A 16385-nucleotide genomic window follows, 5' to 3' on the forward strand; every position below is an offset into this window, starting at 1 on the left:
ACAGGTGGGCCTCTTCGCCCCCATCGCCGCTGCGATGCCCGGTTCGCTCGAAGGCGGGGGAGAAGCAACCGCACAAGCAACGGCAACGGCAGAAGCAACGGCACGAGCAACGGCCACAGCGCAACGGCAAAAGAAAAGCCCCGGCTTGTGGCCGGGGCTTTGGTTGCCTGCGGGGACGTGGCGGTCAGCGCATGGCCTGGCCGCCCTCACGGGCCTGCTTCTCGCGCCACTCGCGCGACGGCTCGTCGAGCTTGTCGCCGAGCATGCGCCGGACCACGATGAAGAACACCGGGATCATCAGCAGGCCCAGGAAGGTGGCGAACAGCATGCCGCCGATCACGCCGGTGCCGATCGCGTGGCGGGCGTTGGCGCCGGCGCCGGTGGACAGGGCCATCGGCACCACGCCCATGATGAACGCGAACGAGGTCATCAGGATCGGGCGGAAGCGCAGGCGGGCCGCCTCGACGGTGGCGTCGCGCAGGGTCTTGCCGGCCGCACGCTGCTCCACCGCGAACTCCACGATCAGGATCGCGTTCTTCGCCGCCAGGCCGATGATGGTGATCAGGCCGATCTTGAAGAAGATGTCGTTCGGCAGGCCGCGCATCATCGTGAACAGCACCGCGCCGAGCATGCCCAGCGGCACCACCAGCAGCACCGCCACCGGGATCGACCAGCTTTCGTACAGCGCCGCCAGGCACAGGAACACGACCACGATCGACAGCACCAGCAGCAGGGTGGCGGTGTTGCCCGCCAGGATCTCCTGGTAGGACATGCCCGACCAGTCGTAGCCGAAGCCGGCCGGCAGGTCGTTCTCGACGATGCCTTCCATGATCGCCATCGCCTCGCCCGAGCTGTGGCCCGGGGCCGGCGAACCGACGATATTGACCGCCGCATAGCCCTGGTAGCGGTTCAGCGACGGCGGGCTGGTGATCCAGTCGGTGCTGACCACGCTGTTGAGCGGGATCATCTCGCCGTTGACCGGGCTGGGCGTGTAGAAGTTGCCCAGCGACTCGGCGCCGGTGCGGAACGGGGCGTCGGCGCGCAGGTTCACGCGCTTGATGCGGCCTTCGTAGAAGAAGTCGTTGGCGTACACCGGCGCCAGCATCAGGCTGATGGCGTTGTAGATGTCGCCCACGTCCAGCCCCATCGACTGCGCCTGCACGCGGTCCACGCTCAGCTGCAGCTGCGGCGCGTCCTCCAGGCCGTTCGGGCGCACGCCGACCAGCGCGGGGTTCTGCGACGCGGCGCCCAGCAGCTGGTTGCGCGCGGCGGTCAGCGCCGCCTGGCCCTGGCCGCTGCGGTCCTGCAGCCACATGTCGAAGCCGCCGAACTGGCCCAGGCCCTGCACGGTCGGCAGGTTGACCACGAAGATGCTGGCTTCCTTCAGCCCGTACAGCGCGCCGTTGGCCTGCTGGATGAACTCCGGCGCGGTGAGCTTGCGCTCCTCCCACGGCTTGAGCTTGATGAACGCCATGCCGACGCTCTCGCCCTGACCGACGAAGCTGAAGCCGGCCACCTGCATCATGCTCTCATAGCCTTCGATCTGGCTCAGCCGGCCGCGCATGTCGTCGAACACGGCCTGGGTGCGCTGCAGGGTGGCGCCCGGCGGCAGCTGCACGATGGCCATCGCGTAGCCCTGGTCCTCCTCGGGCAGGAAGCTGCCGGGCATGCGCGAGAACAGGAAGCCGCACAGGATCGCCAGCACCGCGAACAGGATCATCCAGCGCGGCGCGTGCTTGACCGCGCTGCCGATGTGGCCGACGTAGGTGCGGCTGATCCGGTCGTAGTACTTGTTGAAGGTGCGGAACGCCCAGTTCGAGTTGGCGTGGTGGCTGGGCTTGAGGAAGGTCGCGCACAGCGCCGGGGTGAAGCCCAGGGCCAGGAACGCCGAGAAGGCCATGGCGATGGCGATGGTCAGGGCGAACTGCTTGTAGATCTCGCCGGCCGCGCCGCCCTGCAGGGCGGAGGGGATGAACACCGCCGCCAGGACCACGGTGATCGCGACCACCGCGCCGGTGATCTGGCCCATGGCCTTGATCGTGGCGTCGTAGGGCGACAGCCCCTCCTCGCTCATGATGCGCTCGACGTTCTCGATCACCACGATCGCGTCGTCGACCACGATGCCGATCGACAGCACCATCGCGAACAGGGTCAGCTGGTTGATGGTGAAGCCGATGATCGACAGGCCCAGGAAGGTGCCCAGCAGGGCCACCGGGATGACCAGGGTCGGGATGATCGTGGCGCGGATGTTCTGCAGGAACACCAGCATCACCAGGAACACCAGTACCACCGCCTCGAGCAGGGTCTTGATGACCTCCTTGATCGAGATCTTGACGAAGGTGGTGGAGTCGTACGGCGAGATCCAGGTCACGCCCTGCGGGAAGGTCGCCTGCAGCTCGTCCATCTTGGCGCGGACGGCCTCGGCCACGTTCAGCGCGTTGGCGCCCGGCAGCAGCTGCACGGCGAAGGCGCCGACCGGCTTGCCGTTGTACCTGGTGTCGAAGCCGTAGGCGCCCGGGCCGAAGCTGACCCGCGCCACGTCGCGCAGGCGCACCGTGGTGCCGTCGGAATCGGCGCGCAGGATGATCTGCTCGAACTGCTCGGGGCTGGTGAAGCGGCCCTCGGCCGAAACCGTGGCGGTGAACACCTGGCCTTCCGGCGCCGGGTCGGCGCCGACCGAACCGGCGGCGAACTGCACGTTCTGCGCGCGCACCGCGGCCAGTACCTGGCTGGCCGACAGGCCGTAGCCCTGCAGCTTGCCCGGGTCCAGCCAGATGTTCATCGCGTACTCGGCGCCGAACTGCTGCACGCTGCCCACGCCCGGGATGCGCGAGATCTGGTCGATCACGCGCGAGCCGTTGATGTCGTTGAGCGCGTTGCGGTCCACCGCGGGGTTGTCGGAGACCAGGCCGACCACCATCAGGAAGCCGGCGTTGGCCTTGGCCACCACCACGCCCTGCTGGGTTACCTCGGTCGGCAGGCGCGGGGTCGCCAGGGCGACCTTGTTCTGCACCTGCACCTGGGCGATGTCCGGATCGGTGCCGGTCTCGAAGGTCAGGGTGATGCTGGCGCGGCCGGTGGCGCTGGACGAGGAGCTGAAGTACAGCAGGTGGTCGATGCCGGTCAGCTGCTGCTCGATCACCTGGGTGACCGCGCGTTCCACCGTGGCCGCGCTCGCGCCGGGATAGGTGGCGCTGACGGTGACCTGCGGCGGGGCGATGTTGGGATAGGACTCCACGCCCAGGCCGAGGATCGCGATCACGCCCGAAAGCGAGATCAGGATCGCAACGACCCAGGCGAAGACCGGGTGGTTGATGAAAAACTTGGGCATCGGCGGGAATCCTTACTCGGCCGGCTCGGACTTGGCGGCCTGGTCGGCCGGCTGCTTGGCCTGTGGCTGCGCCGGGGCGGCGCCGGCGGCATTGCCGTCGGCGCCCGGCTGCCACGGCGTCGCCGTGGCCGGGGCGCCTTCCATGACCTTCTGCACGCCCGACACGATCACCTTGTCGCCGGCGGCAAGTCCGCTGCTGACGATCCACTGGCCGTCGTGCACGCCACCGGTGGTGACGTTCTTGCGCTGGACGTTGCCGTCGCCGCCGATCACGCGCACGTACGGGCCGTTGGCGTCGCGCAGCACCGCTTCCTGCGGCACCAGGTAGACGTCGCGCAGTTCGCCCAGCTTGGCCTTCAGGGTGACGAAGCTGCCGGGGAACAGGGCCAGGCCCGGGTTGGGCACCAGGGCGCGCATGGTGACCGCGCCGGTGGCGGGGTCGACGCTGGTGTCGGAGAAGTCCAGCGTGCCGGCTTCCGGATGCACCTCGCCGTTGCCCAGCACCACCTGCACCGGGGTGTTGCCGGTGCCGGCCAGCGACACGTTCGCCGCGCCGCGCAGCTGCGCCAGCTCGTTGGAGTTGATCGAGAAGTTCGCGTACAGCGGGTCGAGCTGGTCGACCGTGGTCAGCAGGGTGGCCTGGCCTTCGCCGACCAGGGCGCCCTCGGTGACCTGCTGCTTGCCGGCGCGGCCGGAGATCGGCGCGGTCACCTTGGCGTAGCCCAGGTCGATCTCGGCGGTGCGCACCGCGGCGCGCGCGCTCTCGACCGCGGCGGCGGCGGTGCGCTCGGCGGAGATGGCGTTGTCCAGGTCGTTCTGCGACACGAACTTCTGCGGCGCCAGCTGGCGCGCGCGCTCGGCGCTGGAACGCGCATTGGCGTAGCTGGCCTCGGCCTGGGCCAGCTGGCCGCGGGCCACGCCCAGCCTGGCCTGCAGCGGGGCCGGGTCGATCTCGAACAGGACCTGGCCTTCGCGCACGTCGCTGCCTTCCTGGTAGACCCGGCGCTGCAGCACGCCGGCCACGCGGGCGCGCACGTCGGCGCTGCGGTACGGCGACAGGCGGCCGACCAGGTCGCGGGTCAGCGGCACGGTCTGCGGCTTCGCCTCGATCACGCCGACTTCCGGCGGAGGCGGCGCGCCGGCCTGTTCCTTGCCGCCGCAGGCGGTCAGGGCGAGCAGGCTGCAGGCCAGGAGGAGGGGGCGGTGGAGGCGCATGGGAACTCCGGGGGGAATGTTCAGTTGCGGGAAACGGGAGGTGCGAAGGCGCGCAGGAAACTGTCGACGGCGAACTCGGCCCAGTGGGCCTGCGCCGCCTCGGTGTCGCGGTGCGGGACGAGGAAACGCTGCCGGTCGAAATCCAGGCCGGTGATCATGCCAAGCAGCAGCTCGGCCGCGCAGTGTGGATCGTCATGCCGCAGCAGCCCGCGGCGCATGGCCTGTTGCAGCCAGGCGGCGACCCGGTCCTGCAGGGCCTGGATCCAGATGGTGTAGAGCGAGCGGACCTCGTCGGGGAACTGCACGGCCTGGCTGGTGACCAGGCGGGCCACGCCGATCGTGCCGGGGCTGGACAGCCGTGCGAGGTGGTCGCGGGCGAACTCGACCAGCGCCGGACGCAGGTTCGCCGCATCCGGCTGCCCGGACAGGCGGCTGTCCATGCGGCTGTCGTCGGCGAGCACCTGCAGCAGCAGCGCCTGCTTGGATCCGTAGCGCGCATAGAGCGTCTGCTTGGAGCAGCCGGCGCGCGCGGCGACCGCGTCCATGCTGATCTGCACGCCCTGTTCGCGCACCAGGTCGCGCACGGCGTCGTGCACCCGCCGGTGGCGGGCGTCAGCGGGCTGGCGCAGGGCGGGCTGGGTGGCCGGGTCCATGAGGGATTGGACTATACCGTCCAGTTCATTATTAAGGAAGAGGTAATTTCTTCCGTGGTGCAGCAAGGTTCCCGCGGGAGGACGGCATACAATTCGCGCACTCAAACTTTCGCGGAGCTGCAATTCCATGAAATCGTCCTCCTCCGGTGCCAAACGGACCACGAAGAAGGCGCCGGCCCGCCCCAGGAAGCAGGCCAGCACTGCCGCCGCGGCGGCGCCGACGGCCGGCCGCTTCTCCCTGGAGCCGGTGTTCGCCGCGGCGCGCAAGCAGGCGCCGGCCACGGCGCAGGCCGAGCTGCAGGAGTTCCTGGGCGAGTTCTACCGCCGCCTTGAAGAGGACGAGTACCCGCAGCACCCGGCGCAGGTCTGGGCCGCCATGGGCGTGGACATGCTCGAGTTCGCCCGCCGCCGCCGTCCGGGCACCGCGAACGTGCGCGTGTTCAATCCTTCGCTGAAGGACAACGGCTGGGAATCGCCGTACACCGTGCTGCAGATCGTCAACGACGACATGCCGTTCCTGGTCGACTCGGTGAGCATGGCGCTGGCCGAGATGGGCGTGGGCGTGCACGTGCTCGGCCATCCGCTGGTGCGGATCAGCCGCGACGCCTCCGGCAAGCTGCTGTCGGTGGGCGAGGGCAAGCCCGAGTCGCTGATGCTGCTGGAGATCGACCGCCAGCCGGCCGAAGGAATGCGCCGCATCGAACAGCAGATCGCCGACGTGCTGGCCGAGGTCCGCGCCGTCGTCGCCGACTGGGGCGTGATGCGCGACCGCATGCAGGTGCTGGCCGACGACCTGGCCACCCGCCGCATGCCGGTGGACGACACCGGCCGCCGCGAGGCGCAGGAGTTCCTGCGCTGGGCCGCCGCCGACCACTTCATCCTGTTCGGTTACCGCGAATACAAGGTGGTCAGGAAGGGTGGCGAAGCGGTGCTGGCGCCGGTCGAAGGCACCGGCCTGGGCCTGATGCGCGGCAAGGACAACGGCCAGCCGCGCCCGGTCAAGGGCCTGGCCGCGCACGGCCTGAACCAGTCCGGCGTCACCGAAGCGCTGATCCTGACCAAGACCAGCGCCCGTTCGCGGATCCACCGCAAGGGCTACATGGACTACATCGGCGTCCTCGAGTTCGACGCCAACGGCAACATCACCGGCGAGCAGCGCTTCCTCGGCCTGTACACCTCCAGCGCCTACAACCGCCGCCCGTGGGAGATCCCGCTGGTGCGCGAGCGCTACGAGCACGTCATGCGCCGCAGCGGCCTGTCGCCGGCCAGCCACAGCGGCAAGGCGCTGCGCCACATCCTCGAGACGCTGCCGCGCGAGGAGCTGTTCCAGTCCACCGAGGACGAGCTGTACCGCACCGCGACCGGCGTGCTCGGCCTGCAGGAGCGCGTGCGCAGCCGCCTGTTCCTGCGCCGCGACCGCTACGGCCGCTTCTTCTCGGCGCTGGTCTACATCCCGCGCGAGCGCTTCAACACCGACGTGCGCCTGCGCATCGAGACCCTGCTCAAGGACGCGCTGCACGGCGAGCAGGTCGATTCCAGCGTGGTCCTGGGCGAGTCGCCCCTGGCCCAGCTGCACCTGATCGTGCGTCCGCGCGGCGGCGGCGCCGCCGAACTGGACACCAGCGAGCTGGAGCAGCGCCTGGCGCACCTGCTGCGCAACTGGCGCGACGACCTGCGCGAGGTGCTGATCGGCCGCCACGGCGAGGCCGAAGGACTGCGCCTGGCCGACGTCTACGGCCGCGCCCTGCCGGCGGGTTACATCGAGGACATCTCGCCCGAGCGCGCCGCGCACGACGTCGAACAGCTGGCCGCGCTGACCGGTCCGGACGACCTGCGCCTGAGCCTGCACACCGTCACCCGCGACGGGGTGCCGAGCCTGCGCCTGAAGCTGTACCGCCAGCACGACGACATCCCGCTGTCGGACGTGCTGCCGCTCATGGAGAACATGGGCCTGAAGGTCATCTCCGAGCACCCGTACCGCCTGCAGGCCAGCCTGCCGGGCGGCGGCGAGCAGCCGCTGTACATCCAGGACTTCGAGGTCGAGCGCCCGGCCGGTGGCGCCGACGTCGCCGCGCTGGCGCCTGCGTTCGAGGAAGCCTTCGCCGCGATCTGGTCCGGCCGCGCCGAGAACGACGGCCTCAACCGCCTGGTCCTGTCGGCGAGCCTGGAGTGGCGCCAGGTCGCGCTGCTGCGCGGCTACTGGAAGTACCTGCTGCAGACCGGCGTGCCGTTCTCGCAGAACTACGTCGAGGAGACCCTCGGCCGCTACCCGCTGCTGGCGCGCCTGCTGGTCGAGCTGTTCGAGGCGCGCTTCCACCCGGCCACCGGCCGCGAGACACGCGCCCAGATCCTGGCCGGGCAGCAGCGCCTGGCCGACCAGCTGCGCGTGCTGGCCGGCGGCGACGAGTCGGTGGTGAAGATCCTGCAGGAAGTGGTCGACGCCCGCAGCGGCGACCGCGCCACCCAGGAAGCGGCCACCCGCGGCGCGCTGCTGAAGCTGCTGGACCGCGTCTCCAGCCTCGACGACGACCGCATCCTGCGCGGCTTCATCGGCGCGATCGACGCGACCCTGCGCACCAGCTACTTCCAGACCGGCGCCGACGGCAACCCGCCGCCGACGATCAGCTTCAAGTTCGACTCGGCGCAGGTCCCGGACCTGCCCAAGCCGCGCCCGTACCGCGAGATCTTCGTCTACGGCCCGCGCGTGGAAGGCGTGCACCTGCGCTTCGGCCCGGTGGCCCGCGGCGGCCTGCGCTGGTCCGACCGCCGCGAGGACTTCCGCACCGAGGTGCTGGGCCTGGCCAAGGCGCAGATGGTCAAGAACACCGTGATCGTGCCGGTCGGTGCCAAGGGCGGCTTCTTCGTCAAGCAGCCGCCGGCCTCCGGCGACCGCGACGCGGTGCTGGCCGAGGGTATCGCCTGCTACAAGCTGTTCATCCAGGGCCTGCTGGACATCACCGACAACATCGTCGGCGGCAAGATCGTGCCGCCGCGCGACGTGGTCCGCCACGACCAGGACGACCCGTACCTGGTGGTCGCCGCCGACAAGGGCACGGCGACCTTCTCCGACATCGCCAACGGCTTGGCCATCGCCCACGGCTTCTGGCTGGGCGACGCCTTCGCCTCCGGCGGTTCGGTCGGCTACGACCACAAGGGCATGGGCATCACCGCCCGCGGCGCCTGGGAGTCGGTGAAGCGCCACTTCCGCGCCCTGGGCCGCGACTGCCAGAGCGAGGACTTCACCTGCGTCGGCATCGGCGACATGTCCGGCGACGTGTTCGGCAACGGCATGCTGCTGTCCAAGCACATCCGTCTGGTGGCCGCGTTCGACCACCGCCACATCTTCCTGGACCCGGATCCGGACGCGGCGACGTCGTTCGCCGAGCGCGAGCGCCTGTTCAAGCTGCCGCGCTCCAGCTGGGCCGACTACGACACGAAACTGATCAGCAAGGGCGGCGGCGTCTACCCCCGTAGCGCCAAGGCGATCGAGATCACCCCGCAGGTCCGCGCCGCGCTGGGCCTGGAGGAGGGCGTGAAGTCTCTGTCCCCGAACGAGCTGATGAGCGCCATCCTCAAGGCGCCGGTCGACCTGCTGTGGAACGGCGGCATCGGCACCTACGTCAAGGCATCCAGCGAGCAGAACGCCGACGTCGGCGACCGTGCCAACAACGCGCTGCGCGTCAACGGCTGCCAGCTGCGCTGCCGGATCGTGGGCGAGGGCGGCAACCTGGGCATGACCCAGCTCGGCCGCATCGAGGCCGCGCAGGCCGGCGTGCTGCTCAACACCGACTTCATCGACAACTCCGCCGGCGTGGACACCTCCGACCACGAGGTGAACATCAAGATCCTGCTCAACGAGGTCGTCGCGCAGAGGAAGCTGACGGTGCCGGCGCGCAACAAGCTGCTGGCCTCGATGACCGACGAGGTCGCCCGCCTGGTGCTGCTCGACAACTACCGCCAGAACCAGGCGCTGAGCCTGATGGAGCGGATGAGCGTCAAGCGCCTGGGCTCCAAGCAGCACTTCATCCGCACCCTCGAGGCGCAGGGCCTGCTCGACCGCCAGATCGAATTCCTGCCTTCGGACGCGGAGCTGTCGGCGCGCAAGGCGCGCGGCCAGGGCCTGACCCGTCCGGAACTGGCGGTGCTGTTGTCGTACTCCAAGCTGGTGGCCTTCCAGCAGATGCTGGACTCGGACATCCCCGAGGACCCGTACCTGTCCAAGGAGCTGCAGCGCTACTTCCCGGTGCCGCTGCAGAAGAAGTACGCCGCGCAGATGGAGAAGCACCGCCTGAAGCGCGAGATCATCGCCACCGCGGTGACCAACCAGACGATCAACCGGATGGGCGCGACCTTCCTGCTGCGCATGCAGGAGGACACCGGTCGCAGCCCGGCCGAGGTGGCCAAGGCCTACACCATCAGCCGCGAGGTGCTGGGCGCCCGCGACCTGTGGACGCAGATCGACGCGCTGGACGGCAAGCTGCCGGAGGCCTCGCAGATCGACGCCCTGCAGGTGATCTGGAGCCTGCAGCGCTCGTTCGTGCGCTGGCTGCTCAACCGCCCCGGCCCGATGCCGAGCATCACCGAGGCGGTGGAGCGCTACCACGACCCGTTCAACGACATCCGCGAGGCGTCCGGCGTGCTGCCCGACTCGCAGCGTCCGGCCTACGAGGCCTCGCTGCGCGAGTGGCGCGACAAGGGCATGCCGCCGAAGCTGGCCCAGCAGCTGGCCGAACTGCCGTACCTGGAGCCGGCGTTCGACATCATCGAGCTGGCCCGCTCGCGCAAGCTCAAGCCGGTGGATGTCTCGCGCGTGCACTTCCGCCTGGGCGACGCGCTGGGCCTGCCGTGGCTGTTCGAGCAGATCGACGCGCTGGCGGTGGACGGCCGCTGGCACGCGGTCGCCCGCGGGGTGATGCGCGACGAGCTGGCCGCGCACCACCGCGCGCTCGCCGGCCAGGTGATCGCGATGCCGGGCGCGGACGCCGATGCCAAGGTCCGCCACTGGCTGCAGCGCGACGACGCGGCCCTGCGCTTCACCCTGGGCATGCTGGCGGAGCTGTCCGCGCAGAAGACGCTCGACTACCCGACCCTGTCGGTGGCCGTGCAGAAGCTGGGCCAGCTGGCAGCCCGCGGCTGAGCCCTGGCGGGGCGCCGGATCGCCGGCGCCCCGCGTTGTCCCTGCCATCGCCGCCACGGTGTGCGATGGCCGCGCGCCCGCCTCGCCCCCAGGGGGCAAGGCGGGGCCGCTGGGGTTATGCTCCCGTGCCGGACGCAGCACCGCGCATGGAGACCCCGATGAGCGTCAGCCCCCGCATCGCTTTCCTGGCCAGCACCGCGCCCAACGCCCAGGAGGCGCTGGCGACGATGGTCGCGCGCCACGGCCAGCATGCGCCGGAGGAGGCCGACGTGATCTGCTCGCTTGGCGGCGACGGCTTCATGCTGCAGACCCTCCACCGCCACGGCGGACTGGGCAAGCCGGTGTACGGGATGAAGCTCGGCACCGTCGGCTTCCTGATGAACCACTACCTCGCCGACGACCTGCTCGAGCGCCTCGCCGGGGCCGAGCCGGCCAAGCTGCGCCCGCTGGAAATGCTCGCCCAGACCGAATCCGGCAGCAGCGTCGGTTCGCTGGCCTACAACGAGGTCTCGCTGCTGCGGCAGACCCGGCAGGCGGCGCACATCCGCATCCATCTCAACGGCCAGGCGCGCCTGGACGAGCTGATCTGCGACGGCGTGATGGTCGCCACGCCCGCGGGCAGCACCGCCTACAACTTTTCCGCGCACGGCCCGATCCTGCCGCTGGGCTCGCACACCATCGCGCTCACCCCGATCGCCGCGTTCCGCCCGCGACGCTGGCGCGGCGCGATCCTCAAGGCCGACACCGAGGTCCGCTTCGAGGTGCTGGATCCGTACAAGCGCCCGGTCAGCGTCACCGCCGATTCGCACGAGACGCGCGACGTGGTGGAGGTGGTGATCCGCGAATCGACCGACAGGACTGTGACGCTGTTGTTCGATCCGGAACACAACCTCGAGGAACGTATCCTGAGCGAGCAGTTCGTGGTATGAAATAGCGTTTCCGGATGCGGCCCTGCCGCGTCCGGAGCGCCGGACGAAGTGGGTCTTCCTCGCCGGCGTACAACCTGGGGTCGAGACAACGGAAGGGGAGGGGTCCCGTGAAGTTGCGCTTGTTGTTCTTGCTCTGCGTCTTGCCGGCGCAGGCTTTTGCGGCGTGCTTGTTCACCAGCAACATGACGCCCTTTCCAGTGATCCATCCGTCGCTGATCGACAATCCATCCATCCCGCCACCGGAAATCGAGGCCACCAGCGTCATCCGCGGCGCCGGTGGCGGCGCCAGCTGCGATGCACTGGGCTTCCTGTCGGTGCAGATCAAGTGGCCGCGCGGCACCGGCTACGACCTGGACGAGATCGGCTTCGAGTACCGCGTGGTGGACGGTGCCGCTCCCGAAGGGCTGATCCCCGAGGGGGTCGTGACTTCGCCGGTCAACGGCCGCAAGGCCGAACACCAGTTCACCTGGCACGACCTGCTGCCGCCGGAGCAGCGCCCGATCCGGCTGATGCTGGAGGTGCGCGCGGTCACGCGCGACAGCCAGCGCGGCGCACCGGTGCGGGTGGCGGTGACCCAGTAGCCGGAGCCGGTCGACAGGCGAGCACCGTCGCCACGCATGCACGATAATCGGCGCATGGCCCGACCCGACGACAACGCCGCCCGCCTGCTCACCATCGCGGTCACCTCGCGGGCGCTGTTCGACCTGGAGGAAAGTCATGCGCTGTTCGAGCGCGAGGGCGTGGAGGCCTACGCCGAGTACCAGCGCCAGCACGAGGACCAGGTCCTCGATCCGGGCGTGGCCTTCCCGGTGGTGCGCAAGCTGCTGGCGCTGAACCGGCGGCTGCCGCCGGAGGTGCCAAAGGTCGAGGTGATCCTGCTGTCGCGCAACTCGGCCGACACCGGGCTGCGCATCTTCAACTCGATCCAGCACCACGGCCTGGACATCGTCCGCGCGGTGTTCACCTCCGGCGAGCCGACCTGGCCGTACGTGGCGCCGTTCAAGACCGACCTGTTCCTCTCGGCCAACCCCGAGTCGGTGCGCCGCTCGCTGCAGCACGGCGTGGCCGCGGCGACGATCCTGCCGGCGCGTGCGGTGGATGCGCCGCGCGACCAGCTGCGCATCGCCTTCGACGGCGACGCGGTGATCTTCGGCGACGAGAGCGAGCGCATCTCGCGCGAGCAGGGCGTCGAGGCGTTCGGCCTTCACGAGCGGCAGCGTGCGCGCGAACCGCTGTCCGGCGGGCCGTTCCGTGGCTTCCTGTCGGCGCTGCACGCGCTGCAGGCGGCGTTTCCGCCGGGCGAGGACGCGCCGATCCGCACCGCCCTGGTCACCGCGCGCTCGGCGCCGGCGCACGAGCGCGTCATCCGCACCCTGCGCGAGTGGGGCGTGCGCCTGGACGAGGCGCTGTTCCTGGGCGGGCGCGACAAGGGTCCGTTCCTGGCCGCGTTCGGGGCCGACATCTTCTTCGACGACTCGACCCACAACATCGACAGCGCCCGCCTGCACGTCGCCGCCGGCCACGTGCCGCACGGCGTGGCCAACCAGGAGGGGTGAGCGGCCTCGTGCCGGCGGGACGGCCGGCGCGGAAGCGCGGCCCGGCGCCCGCGGCCGGCCTCAGCCCGCGGCCAGTTCCAGCAGGCGGCCGGCGATGCGCTCCAGCGGCACGATCTCCTGGGCGGCGCCGAGCTTGACCGCGGCGCCCGGCATGCCCCAGACCACGCTGCTGGCCTCGTCCTGGACCAGGGTGGCGGCGCCGGCCTGGCGCAGTTCCAGCAGGCCGCGGGCGCCGTCGTCGCCCATGCCGGTGAGGATGGCGGCCACTGCGTTGGGGCCTGCGCTGCGCGCCACCGAGCGGAACAGCACGTCCACGGAGGGCCGGTGCCGGTTCACCGGCGGGCCGTCGTCCACCCGGCAGCGCCAGCGGGCGCCGTCGCGCACTACTTGCAGGTGGCGGTCGCCCGGCGGCAGGTAGGCGTGCCCGGGCAGCACCGCTTCGCCGTCGCTCGCCTCGCGCACCAGCAGCGGCGAGTGCCGGTCCAGGCGCTCGGCGAAGGCGCGACTGAAGCTGCCCGGGATGTGCTGGGCGAGCATCACCGCCGGCGCGTCCGGCGGCATCCGTTCCAGGACCGCACGAATGGCCTCGGTCCCGCCGGCGGAGGCGCCGATGGCGATGATGCGCTCGGTGGTCCGGAACGGTGCGGTGGCCGCCGCCGCCGGCGCCAGCGGCTCCAGGCGCGTCGCAGGCCGCGTCAGCGGCCGCACCCGGGCGCGGGCGGCGGCCTTGACCTTGGCGGCGATTTCGCCGGCGTACTCGGCCAGCCCCTGGGCCACGCCCAGCCTCGGCTTGGTGACGAAGTCCACCGCACCCAGCGCCAGGGCCTGCAGGGTGACGTCGGCGCCGCGCTCGGTGAGCGAGGAGACCATCACCACCGGCATCGGCCGCAGGCGCATGAGGTGCTCCAGGAAGGCCAGGCCGTCCATCCGCGGCATTTCCACGTCCAGGGTCAGCACGTCCGGGTTCAGCCGCCGGATCTTCTCGCGCGCCAGCAGCGGGTCGGCGGCCGTGCCCACCACCTCGATCTCGGGGTCGCGCGCCAGCAGCTCGGTCAGCAGTTGCCGCACCACCGCCGAGTCGTCCACGACCAGCACCCGCACCGGCTGGCCCATCAGAACAGCTCCACGCCGCCGCTGACCGGCGTGCGCGACAGCCGCGCGCGCACCGCCGACTCGGCCGCGGCCACCGCGGCGTCGTGCGCATGCGGCAGCCGGTGCACCATCACCCGCCCGGTCTGCGGGAAGAACCAGACCTTGCGCGGATGGATGCCGCACAGGTCCTCGGCCACCACCGGGATGCGCTCGGCGTCCAGGTAGGCGCGCACGAACTCGGCGTTGCGGGTGCCCACCGGATTGCTGGTGAACCCCTTGAGCACGTTGGCGCCGCCGAAGACCTTGGCCTCCAGCCGCTTGCGGCTGGCGCCGCGCTTGAGCAGCTCGTTGATCAGCACCTCCATGGCGTAGCTGCCGTAGCGGGCCGGGGCGCCGTCGCCACCGTTGCCGTCGGGCAGCAGGAAGTGGTTCATGCCGCCCAGGCGCAGCAGCGGGTCGCGGATGCAGGCGGCCACGCACGAGCCGAGCACGGTCACCAGCGCGGTGCCGTCGTCCACCACCAGGTACTGGGTGGGCAGCAGCTTGGCCGCCGGCACCCGGAACTGCGGGTCTTGGTAACGCAGGACATCGTCGGCGCGCAGGGCGGTCATGCGCGCGTCGCCGGCGGAGTGCGGCGGTAGAGGGTGCGGCCGCAGGGCTGGATCAGGTCGGCGGCGTGCAGGTAGTTCTCCGAGTGCCCGGTGTAGAGCAGGCTGCCGTCGCCCATGTGGCCGACCAGGCGGGCGAGGATGGCGCGCTGGGTCGGTTTGTCGAAGTAGATCATCACGTTGCGGCAGAAGATGGCGGCGAAGGGCCCGCCGACCTCGTAGCGCGGCGCCAGCAGGTTGAGCTGGCGGAACTCGACCAGCGCCTGCAGCGCCGGGTGGACGCGGCAGCGGCCTTCGTTGGGGCCGACGCCGCGCTGGAAGTAGCGGCGGCGCAGGCCCTCGTCCAGCGCGGCGACGCGCTCGAGCGGATACACCCCCCGGCGTGCGGTGGCCAGCACCTGGGTATCGATGTCGGTGGCCAGGATGCGCACCGGCGGGGCGAGGGAGCCGAAGGCCTCGCAGGCGGCGATGGCCATGGAGTAGGGCTCCTCGCCGGTGGAGGCCGCGCAGGACCACAGCCGGACGGTGGCGCCGCCGCCGATCTCGCGCAGCTGGGCGCGCAGCCGCTCGAAGTGGTGCGGCTCGCGGAAGAAGGCGGTGAGGTTGGTGGTCAGGGCATTGGTGAAATGCTGCCATTCCGCACCGGCGGGGTCGTCCTCGAGCAGGTCCAGGTACGGGCCGAACCCGGACAGGCCCAGGGCGCGCAGCCGCCGCGACAGGCGGCCGTAGACCATGTCGCGCTTGCCCGGCGCCAGGGCGATGCCGGCGCGGGCGTGGATCATCTGGCAGACGCGGCGGAAGTCGCGGTCGGAGAAGGCGAACTCGCGCGGGTCCGCGGGCGGGTGCGGCAGGTGGGCGGCGCTCATTTCGGGATCCGGAGGCGGTGGAGCGGGCACGGGGTCGTGGCGGTTATCGGCGCCGCCGGCCCGGAGTTGACGCCGGTGCGGGGTCCGTCGCCGGGCCGGGCCGGCGGGGCCGGTCAGGCGGCGCGGGGCAGTGGCGCGCGATCCTGTCCGGTCTGGAACACGGCGATGGCCTGTGCCAGGCCAGCGGCCTGTTCCTCCATGGCGCGCGCGGCGGCGGAGGCTTCTTCCACGAGGGCGGCGTTCTGCTGGGTGGTCTCGTCCATCTGCACGATGGTCTGGTTGACCTGCTCGATGCCGGCGGCCTGTTCCTGGGAGGCGGCGCTGATCTCGGCCATGATGTCGGTGACCCGCTGCACGGAGGCCACGATCTCGCCCATGGTCCTGCCGGCGCGCTCGGCCAGGGCGGCGCCGTCGGCGACCTTGCCGGTGGAATCCTCGATCAGGGCCTTGATTTCCTTGGCGGCGGTGGCGCTGCGCTGGGCCAGGGATCGGACCTCGGTGGCGACCACGGCAAAGCCGCGGCCCTGTTCGCCGGCGCGTGCGGCTTCCACGGCCGCGTTCAGGGCCAGGATGTTGGTCTGGAAGGCGATGCCATCGATGACGGAGATGATGTCGGCGATCTTGCGCGAGGCGGCCTGGATGTCGGCCATGGTGGCCACGACCTGTCCGACGACCTGTCCGCCCTCGGAGGCGACGTTGGCCGCGCCGATGGCCAGTTGGTTGGCCTGTCGGGCGTGGTCGGCGTTCTGCTTGACGGTGGAGGTCAGTTCTTCCATGGAGGCGGCCGTTTCCTCGAGGTTGGCGGCCTGCTGCTCGGTGCGGCGGGACAGGTCGTTGTTGCCGGAGGCGATCTCGGTGGAGGCGGTGTTGATGGCGGCCGAGGCGTCCTGGATGCGGGAGACGATGGCGGTGAGCTGGGCCACGGTGGCGTTGGCGTCGTCGCGCATGCGCGCGAACACTCCGTGGAACTCGCCCTCCATCCGCACCGTCAGGTCGCC

11 protein-coding genes are annotated in these 16385 nt (G+C 70.8%); 4 read left to right on the plus strand and 7 right to left on the minus strand.

The features are described 5' to 3' along the window. Positions 1-184: 184 nt before the first annotated feature. Genes PSEJ35_RS0106180 through PSEJ35_RS0106190 form a run of 3 tightly spaced genes read right to left on the minus strand, consistent with a single transcriptional unit; the run spans position 185 to position 5199 of the window. Positions 185-3331, minus strand: coding sequence for a multidrug efflux RND transporter permease subunit (locus PSEJ35_RS0106180; RefSeq protein ID WP_028917030.1), 3147 nt, complete (start codon positions 3329-3331; stop codon positions 185-187). Between the two features lie 12 nt (positions 3332-3343). Next, entirely contained in the window at positions 3344-4546 is a 1203-nt protein-coding gene (locus PSEJ35_RS15565) for an efflux RND transporter periplasmic adaptor subunit (protein ID WP_037082542.1), read from the minus strand. Between the two features lie 20 nt (positions 4547-4566). Then, positions 4567-5199 (minus strand): TetR/AcrR family transcriptional regulator, encoded by a 633-nt coding sequence (locus tag PSEJ35_RS0106190; protein ID WP_028917031.1) that lies wholly within the window; start codon positions 5197-5199, stop codon positions 4567-4569. 127 nt (positions 5200-5326) lie between these two features. Between PSEJ35_RS0106190 and PSEJ35_RS0106195 the strand changes: the two genes are divergently transcribed. From PSEJ35_RS0106195 to PSEJ35_RS0106210, 4 genes are all read left to right on the plus strand, one after another. Beyond that, the gene (locus PSEJ35_RS0106195; RefSeq protein ID WP_028917032.1) at positions 5327-10336 is read left to right on the plus strand and encodes an NAD-glutamate dehydrogenase domain-containing protein; all 5010 of its coding nucleotides are present in this window, start codon (positions 5327-5329) and stop codon (positions 10334-10336) included. Positions 10337-10494: 158 nt separating this feature from the next. Continuing rightward, the gene (locus tag PSEJ35_RS0106200) at positions 10495-11265 is read left to right on the plus strand and encodes an NAD kinase (RefSeq protein ID WP_028917033.1); all 771 of its coding nucleotides are present in this window, start codon (positions 10495-10497) and stop codon (positions 11263-11265) included. A 182-nt stretch (positions 11266-11447) separates the two neighbouring features. Continuing rightward, positions 11448-11846: a hypothetical protein gene (locus tag PSEJ35_RS0106205; protein ID WP_232207587.1), complete on the plus strand. Its 399-nt coding sequence runs from the start codon at positions 11448-11450 to the stop codon at positions 11844-11846. 54 nt (positions 11847-11900) lie between these two features. Beyond that, a complete protein-coding gene (locus PSEJ35_RS0106210; protein WP_028917035.1) occupies positions 11901-12821 on the plus strand; it encodes a 5'-nucleotidase in 921 nt (306 codons plus the stop codon). 60 nt (positions 12822-12881) lie between these two features. Here the strand turns inward: PSEJ35_RS0106210 and PSEJ35_RS0106215 are convergent, their stop codons facing one another. The 4 genes from PSEJ35_RS0106215 to PSEJ35_RS0106230 form a co-directional block, all read right to left on the minus strand. After that, positions 12882-13934, minus strand: a complete 1053-nt coding sequence (locus tag PSEJ35_RS0106215; RefSeq protein ID WP_037082544.1) for a chemotaxis response regulator protein-glutamate methylesterase — start codon at positions 13932-13934, stop codon at positions 12882-12884. After that, the gene (gene cheD, locus PSEJ35_RS0106220) at positions 13934-14524 is read right to left on the minus strand and encodes a chemoreceptor glutamine deamidase CheD (RefSeq protein WP_037082547.1); all 591 of its coding nucleotides are present in this window, start codon (positions 14522-14524) and stop codon (positions 13934-13936) included. The genes PSEJ35_RS0106215 and cheD overlap by 1 nt, the downstream gene beginning before the upstream one ends. Next, the gene (locus tag PSEJ35_RS0106225) at positions 14521-15387 is read right to left on the minus strand and encodes a CheR family methyltransferase (RefSeq protein ID WP_037082549.1); all 867 of its coding nucleotides are present in this window, start codon (positions 15385-15387) and stop codon (positions 14521-14523) included. Before PSEJ35_RS0106225 ends, cheD begins: the two co-directional genes overlap by 4 nt. Before the next feature lie 113 nt (positions 15388-15500). Further along, the coding region (locus PSEJ35_RS0106230; RefSeq protein WP_028917039.1) for a methyl-accepting chemotaxis protein at positions 15501-16385 on the minus strand (885 nt) is incomplete at its 5' end.

This window comes from Pseudoxanthomonas sp. J35 (assembly GCF_000513995.1).
Classification (GTDB): domain Bacteria; phylum Pseudomonadota; class Gammaproteobacteria; order Xanthomonadales; family Xanthomonadaceae; genus Pseudoxanthomonas.

Excerpts from the sequence above, each read along its gene's own strand:
- PSEJ35_RS0106180 (WP_028917030.1), bottom strand. The coding sequence starts at position 3,331 with ATGCCCAAGTTTTTCATCAACCACCCGGTCTTCGCCTGGGTCGTTGCG.
- PSEJ35_RS15565 (WP_037082542.1), bottom strand. The coding sequence starts at position 4,546 with ATGCGCCTCCACCGCCCCCTCCTCCTGGCCTGCAGCCTGCTCGCCCTG.
- PSEJ35_RS0106190 (WP_028917031.1), bottom strand. The coding sequence starts at position 5,199 with ATGGACCCGGCCACCCAGCCCGCCCTGCGCCAGCCCGCTGACGCCCGC.
- PSEJ35_RS0106195 (WP_028917032.1), top strand. The coding sequence starts at position 5,327 with ATGAAATCGTCCTCCTCCGGTGCCAAACGGACCACGAAGAAGGCGCCG.
- PSEJ35_RS0106200 (WP_028917033.1), top strand. The coding sequence starts at position 10,495 with ATGAGCGTCAGCCCCCGCATCGCTTTCCTGGCCAGCACCGCGCCCAAC.
- PSEJ35_RS0106205 (WP_232207587.1), top strand. The coding sequence starts at position 11,448 with ATGACGCCCTTTCCAGTGATCCATCCGTCGCTGATCGACAATCCATCC.
- PSEJ35_RS0106210 (WP_028917035.1), top strand. The coding sequence starts at position 11,901 with ATGGCCCGACCCGACGACAACGCCGCCCGCCTGCTCACCATCGCGGTC.
- PSEJ35_RS0106215 (WP_037082544.1), bottom strand. The coding sequence starts at position 13,934 with ATGGGCCAGCCGGTGCGGGTGCTGGTCGTGGACGACTCGGCGGTGGTG.
- cheD (WP_037082547.1), bottom strand. The coding sequence starts at position 14,524 with ATGACCGCCCTGCGCGCCGACGATGTCCTGCGTTACCAAGACCCGCAG.
- PSEJ35_RS0106225 (WP_037082549.1), bottom strand. The coding sequence starts at position 15,387 with ATGAGCGCCGCCCACCTGCCGCACCCGCCCGCGGACCCGCGCGAGTTC.